This is a genomic window from Stappia sp. (genome assembly GCF_048261845.1).
Lineage (GTDB): Bacteria > Pseudomonadota > Alphaproteobacteria > Rhizobiales > Stappiaceae > Stappia.
In genome coordinates, this window is the sequence record NZ_JBLXFR010000118.1 from 1 (window position 1) to 6,298 (window position 6,298).

7 protein-coding genes are annotated in these 6,298 nt (G+C 65.1%); 3 read left to right on the forward strand and 4 right to left on the reverse strand.

Annotation, left to right across the window (positions count from 1 at the left end):
* Together ACN0T5_RS21405 and ACN0T5_RS21410 are read left to right on the forward strand one after the other, a co-directional pair.
* The coding region (locus tag ACN0T5_RS21405; RefSeq protein ID WP_417770629.1) for a mandelate racemase/muconate lactonizing enzyme family protein at positions 1 to 717 on the forward strand (717 nt) is incomplete at its 5' end.
* A gap of 209 nt (positions 718 to 926) precedes the next feature.
* A complete protein-coding gene (locus tag ACN0T5_RS21410) occupies positions 927 to 2,009 on the forward strand; it encodes a PRC-barrel domain-containing protein (RefSeq protein ID WP_417770630.1) in 1,083 nt (360 codons plus the stop codon).
* Between the two features lie 130 nt (positions 2,010 to 2,139).
* Here ACN0T5_RS21410 and ACN0T5_RS21415 read toward each other — a convergent pair whose 3' ends face one another.
* From ACN0T5_RS21415 to ACN0T5_RS21425, 3 genes are all read right to left on the reverse strand, one after another.
* Positions 2,140 to 2,607: a hypothetical protein gene (locus ACN0T5_RS21415; protein WP_417770631.1), complete on the reverse strand. Its 468-nt coding sequence runs from the start codon at positions 2,605 to 2,607 to the stop codon at positions 2,140 to 2,142.
* Between the two features lie 278 nt (positions 2,608 to 2,885).
* Complete coding sequence (locus tag ACN0T5_RS21420) at positions 2,886 to 3,395, reverse strand: pyridoxamine 5'-phosphate oxidase family protein (RefSeq protein ID WP_417770632.1); 510 nt, start codon at positions 3,393 to 3,395, stop codon at positions 2,886 to 2,888.
* A 12-nt stretch (positions 3,396 to 3,407) separates the two neighbouring features.
* Positions 3,408 to 3,605 carry a CsbD family protein gene (locus ACN0T5_RS21425; RefSeq protein WP_417770633.1) on the reverse strand — a complete coding sequence of 66 codons (198 nt, stop codon included), beginning with the start codon at positions 3,603 to 3,605 and terminating at the stop codon, positions 3,408 to 3,410.
* 123 nt (positions 3,606 to 3,728) lie between these two features.
* Between ACN0T5_RS21425 and ACN0T5_RS21430 the strand changes: the two genes are divergently transcribed.
* Positions 3,729 to 4,754: an AI-2E family transporter gene (locus ACN0T5_RS21430; protein WP_417770634.1), complete on the forward strand. Its 1,026-nt coding sequence runs from the start codon at positions 3,729 to 3,731 to the stop codon at positions 4,752 to 4,754.
* A gap of 80 nt (positions 4,755 to 4,834) precedes the next feature.
* Here ACN0T5_RS21430 and ACN0T5_RS21435 read toward each other — a convergent pair.
* A partial coding sequence (locus tag ACN0T5_RS21435) for a phospholipase D-like domain-containing protein (RefSeq protein ID WP_417770635.1) occupies positions 4,835 to 6,298 on the reverse strand: 1,464 nt, incomplete at its 5' end.

The window sequence follows — 6,298 nt, forward strand, 5'->3', positions numbered from 1 at the left end:
TACACGCTGCGCGGAGGGCACATGCCGGCGATGTCGGACATCGCGCAGTCCGTGGCATTCTGCGCTGCCATCCGCGAGGCGGGGGGCACGCGAGCCGACTTGCTGTTCGGCACCCACGGCCAGTTCACCGCCGCCGGAGCGATCCGGCTGGGCCAGGCGCTCGAGCCCTATTCGCCGCTCTGGTTCGAGGAACCGGTTCCGCCCGACGATGTGGCGGCGATGGCGCGGGTCGCCGGGCGCGTGCGCATCCCCGTCGCAACTGGCGAGCGGCTGAGCACGCGGGCGGAGATCACCGCCGGGTTGCGCGCCGGCGCCGCCGAGATCCTGCAACCGGCGCTGGGACGGGCCGGCGGCATCTGGGAGGGGCGCAAGATCGCCGCCGTGGCGGAAAGCTTCGGCGCGCAAATGGCCCCGCATCTCTATGCCGGCCCGGTGGAATGGGCTGCAAACCTGCACCTGGCCGCCGCAATCCCGAACCTGCTGATGTGCGAAACCATCGAGACCGCCTTTCACGGCGATCTCATCGGCGGTGCGATCAGCGTCGACGATGGGTTTATCGAGGCGCCCGCCGGCCCCGGTCTCGGCATCGAAGTGGACGAAGCGCTGGCGCGCGCGCACCCCTTCACCGGCACCGGCCTGCACCTCGAGATGCAAGAGGCCCCCTGCAACTATGCCGAGGGCAACGCATTCGCCGGTGGAAGCCCGATAAAGACGTGAATACCGCTATATAACAGGGATCGTGCGCGCGCGCCCTCCAAGGGATTAGGCGCGAACGCATCCTGACTCAACGCCCGAACCGCGGGGTCGGTTCCCGCTTTGCGAGCAATTATTTTTCACATCTGCATAGGAACAGAGGCCGCTCCGAGGGTGTTGGAAGGTCAAGTGCGCATGAGGTGTGCGCCGACCACCGAACCAAGGAGAGAAACATGAAACGCATCCTTACTACCACCGCCCTCGTGGCGCTGATGTCGGGCCCGGCGCTGGCCGAGACCCACTCGATGGAAAGCCCCTTCCGCGACAGCGTGATGGAAAACGAAATCCGCGCCTCCGAATTCATCGGCAGCCGCGTCTACGTGACCGAGGCCGAGCTTCAGGACGACATGGAGCCGATGAACGAAGCGTCCAAGGACTGGGAAGACATCGGTGAGATCAACGACGTTCTGATGAACCGCGACGGTTCGGTCCAGGCGATCCTGGTCGACGTTGGCGGCTTCCTCGGCATGGGCGAAAAGCAGGTCGCCGTGAACATGGACGAGCTGAAGCTCGTCTCCGACGGTGACGACGCCGACGACTACTTCATCGTCTTCACCGGCAACAAGGCCGCCATCGAGGAAGCCCCGGAGTTCACCTTCGAGGAAGACGCGATGAAGGAAGACAAGGTGAACGCCTCGGCCGAGACCGAGACCGAAACCGAGATCGAGCAGGACACTGCCGAGGTCGAAGTCGAGTCCGAGACCGAGATGGAGCAGGACACCGAGCAGGCCGCGGCCGAGCTTGAGCAGGAAAGCGAGCAGGCTGCCGCAGAGATCGAGACCGAGACCGAGCAGGCCGCTGCCGAAGTCGAGCAGGAGACCGAAGAGGCCACTGCCGAAGTGAAGCAGGAGACCGACGAAGCCACGACCGAGCTGGCCCAGGAGGCTGACCAGGCCGAGACCGAAGCGCAGACCGAGATGGCCGAAAACGACATCATGGCACCGCGCATCGAGCGTGACGGCTACGAAGGCGTCAAGATCGCCGACATGACCAGCGAAGAGCTGACCGGCGCGCCCGTCTACGATGCCAACGACGAATGGGTCGGCGAAGTCTCCGAGCTGATCGTGTCGGAGGATGGCAAGATCACCAACGCCATCGTCGACGTGGGCGGTTTCCTCGGCATCGGCGAAAAGCCGGTCTCGATGGACTTCCAGGAGCTGTCGATCCAGAAAGAAGTCGATGGCGACGACCTGCGCATCTACGTGGGTGCGACCGAGGAAGAGCTCGAGTCGATGCCGGAGTGGGACGAGAAGTAATCCCCTTCTGACCATCTGACCGAATGATCGGGGCCGGAGTTTTCTCCGGCCCCTTTCTCGTGGTCGGTCGTGGTCTGTGCCGCATCAGGCCAGAGCCGCACCGCCGCGGACACGCGCCCGCGTTGCGCGACTAATCGAGCCGCGTCGCCGTGCGATCGCAAAGCGGCAGCCATTTGCCCTCGGGTTTCCACTCCCACACGATGTCCTGTCGGCGCGCGTCCTCACTGAAGGTGATCGTCGCACGCTCATGCGCGCCGCTCAGCGTCCAGACGTTGCCGTTCCGCGTCAGCTCATAGATCCGCGTGTACCCGTGGTTCTCGAAAGAGCTGGCGAACATCCTTCCCGTTTCCGGATCGATGCCCCTGACCCAATGGGTGTCAAAGACCGGGCCGCCGGGTCGCGCGCGCTCGTCTTCGATCTGAAAGAAGCCACCGGTGTGCCACCACGCCTTGTGACTGCTCTGCCACCGCACGCCGTTGGCCCTGGGGGCGTCGTGCGACTGATCGGTGCCGCCGAAAGACGTGCCCTCTGCCTCCCATTCGCCGAGGAAGACGTCCATTTCGCTCGGCCGGCGTTGCGGCTCACCTGACGTGCCCATGTCCAAGGTCCTTTCGTGCGTGTCATCTCAGCCGCCGGCTGCGCGCGCGTGCAGGAGGCGCGTCGCCAAGTCGTCGCCTCGGATCGCCGGCTGCCCAAGGGTCAGCCACCCGGTGCCATCTGTCAAACACCGCGCCGGCAACGGCCTGCACGAGGCGGACTCTGGCTGGTCGCCAGCGGCATCAACTCTGGGTAAGTCGGTCGGTCGCACATGAAAAAGCCCCGCTGCCAGGTGGGCAGCGGGGCGGTACTCGTAAACAAGCGGTAGCAAAGCGGCCGTCAGCCCCGGTTGAACTGGACCACGTGGTGCTCGCCGACATCGGGCTTCTTCTCGCGGTCCATGTTGGCCATGGCGATCTGAAGTCCGAAGACGACGGCGCTGTCGGTGGCAGTCCAGATCGCGCCGTCATTCAGCGTCATCCGCAACAGGGTCACGTCGCTGTCCTCGCGTCCGTCGTCGAACCAGGCGGCGACAACGGCGTTCCAAAGCTCGTCGAGCTTGGCCTCGTCCTCGACCTGTTCGATGGGACCGCGCAGGCAAGCGAAGTAGTCGTGATCCTCGCCGACGACGCAGTATTGAGCCGTTCCGCCGCCGCCGATCGCCTCGACCAGGTCGGTCTTGGCTGAGGTGATGAACCAGATCTGCTGGGCCTCGCCATCGGCATGATGCGTCATCGGCTGCATGTGCTGCCGGGCGCCATCGACGCCCAGCATTCCGGCCCTTACATCGTCGAGCTGGCTGAACAGCTGCCGCTTCACGTCATCGGGGTTTGTGTCAGTGCTCGACATCGCGATCTCCGATCAGTACTGGGCGCGCCAGTTGTCGACTTCGCGTTCGACCTCGTCACGGGCACGGCCATAGCGCTCCTGCACCAGGCCGACCAACTGGTCGCGCTTGCCTTCCGCGCGATCAAGCTCGTCGTCGGTGAGGTCCGCCCACTGTTCCTTTGCCTTGCCCTTGAACTGCTTCCAGTTGCCTTCGATTTCATCCCAGTTCATTGTGTCTCTCCTTTACTGGTTACCGCGTGGGTGTCTTTCCAACACCACCTTGTTGGGAAAGTTCCGGGGCGCCGGGAACCCGGCAAGATTTCGCGTGTTCACAGTCCAAAGGAAATTTTCGACATGAACAAAATACGCTTGCGCGACACGCTCGTGGACCGCGCGCCGATCCTGATCGCCATCATTGCCGCCGCGGCGGCGCTGGAGATCGGGGAATCGATCTTCGCGCCCCTGGTCCTGGCCTTCGTCGCAGGCATCGTGGTTTCGCCGCTGACCCGCTTTCTCGACAAGATCGGGATGCCGCCGGTGATCGGCGCGGCCAGCGTTCTGATCATGTTCGTCTTCGGGGTGCTGACCCTCGCCTTCTTCCTGCAACCCATGGTCAGCAACGCACTGTCGAAAATACCGACGATCTGGATCGAGGTGCGCAGCACCGTGATCTCGCTGCAGGAAACCATGCGCGGGCTCGAGGATGTTTCCAAGGACGTGGCCGAGGCGATCTCCAACGACAACGGCAACGGTGATGCGGCCCCCAAGGAAGAGCAGATCGCCGTCCCCACGGCCTCCGATGCCCTCGCCTTCGCCCCGACAATCGCGGCGCAGGTCATGGTATTCGTCGGCGCGCTGTTCTTTTTCGTGCTGTCGCGCAACCAGATCTACGCCTGGGCAGGCAAGGTCTTCCGCAAGGGCGACGAACTCGAGCAGAGGCTGCTGTTCTCCGAGAAGATGGTGGCGCGCTACTTCCTGACCATCACCATGATCAACGCGGGTTTCGGCGTGGTCATCGCGGCGGCGATGCTTGCCATCGGGATGCCCTCGCCGCTGACCTGGGGATTGCTGGCGATGCTGCTGAACTACATCCTCTATATCGGGCCGATCTCGCTGGCGGTGATCCTGCTGCTGGCCGGCGTCGTCACCTTCAACGGGCCGATGGTGGCTGCCCCGGCGGCGCTCTACCTCACGCTCAACATGCTCGAAGGACAGTTCGTCACCCCGGCGCTGGTCGGCCAGCGACTGTCGGTCAACCCGCTGCTGGTCTTCCTGTCGCTGGTCTTCTGGCTCTGGCTCTGGGGCCCGCTCGGCGGCTTCGTCGCCATCCCGGTGATGCTCTGGGGCCTCGTCATGTCCGGCGCCGTGCCCCACGAGTGACGCACAAGCGTCGGCCCGCGCTTTCCAGTGCCGAAAATACTCCCGCCGGAGGCGGCGCCACGGGCGTGGGCAGGTGCGACTCAGACCATCTCTTCCGGCGCGATCGGCAGCGGTTCGGCCAGTTCCTCGCCCGGATGCAGATCGTAGGGAACGATGAACCCATGCCGCCGCTCCGGCACGCTGTTGACATTGGCCAGCGCGTGATGCGCCCAGGCCTGCTGTGCGGTCGCAGGATCGAAAAGCTCTCCCGCCGGGTCGGCATCGGGCCACCAGTGGCCGAACAGGCGTTCGCGCAGGTGGCGGACATGCGCCTCGCGCCGGAACAGCAGCCCGGCCTCGGTGTCCCAGCGCATCGAACGGCCATTGAGGTTGGCGGACGAGATGATCGCCGCGCTGCTGTCGAAGATCGAGACCTTGGCATGGACGTAGACGATGGGCGCCGCCGCCAGCGTGCTGCGGTCGCTCGCGATCTCGCGCCGCCTCTGCACCGGAGAGCCGATGAACAGCCGATCGCCGAACACCGCGATCAACTGGCGGAAAGCCCGTGCCTGCAGATGCTCGCCAAAGCGTGAATCGATGCCGTAGTTGTGGTCGAAAGCCACCTCTTCCGGCGCGGCGGGAACGATCAGGATCATCCGCAGGTTCGGGTTGTCCTGCGCCGCCCGCGCCAGGTGGCGGGTCAGGCGGCGGTCGCGGAAATACTGGGTTTCGAAATAGATCAGCTGCTGGCTGTCCACCGCCAGGCGTCGATGCGCGGCGACGAAATCGTCGCAGACGCTGACCGGCGCAATGCTGGTCGGCCCGAAAATCCGGCGCCGCGACAGGGTGCGCAAGAAGGCGCCCGAGCGCACGGGCTCGGGTCGACGGTGGCCGGCCACGACTTCCGAGAAGCTTTCCAGGTGGCGCAGCGCGTCGCCGACAACCGCGCCTTCGACCAGGACCTGCACATCGTGCCAGGTCTCCTCGGCGGGCTGGTCGTGCTCCTTGGTGTCGTAGCGCCGCTCGTTCAGATCGAGCCCGCCGATGTAAAGCTTCTCGCGGTCGAAGACCGCCAGCTTCTGGTGATGGGTCGCCGGGGCAAGCGGCAGCGGGCCCATGCCGCGTTTCTGCAACCGCGCGCCGATCCGCTGGGTGATAGAGTCGAGCGCCGGCATCTCGCGCAGCTCGTCCAGAAGCGCGTGCAAATCCTTTTGCGACATCTTCTCGAGCCTGTCGCGCAGCCGCTTGTTTGCCAGCGGCCAGAGCAGAAGGCGCGACAGGGTGCCGGCCTCGGCCGGGTGCAGCGAGACATATAGCTCGAGGTGCGAGCGAGGCCCGGCAAGCTCGGCGGCGGCGTAGAACTGGCGCGCGCTGTGCCAGCTTCCCTGGTGCAGCTCGGTGCCGACGATACAGTCGAAATCCGACAGCCACATACGGATATGCACCCCGCGGCGCAGCGTGTGCTCGATCAGGTCGAACCAGGTTTCACCGATGGCACGAGCCTCGGGCGAGTATAGCGGCGTCGACAGGTCGAAGACCCGAAAGCCGGCAGCGACCTCGGGGCG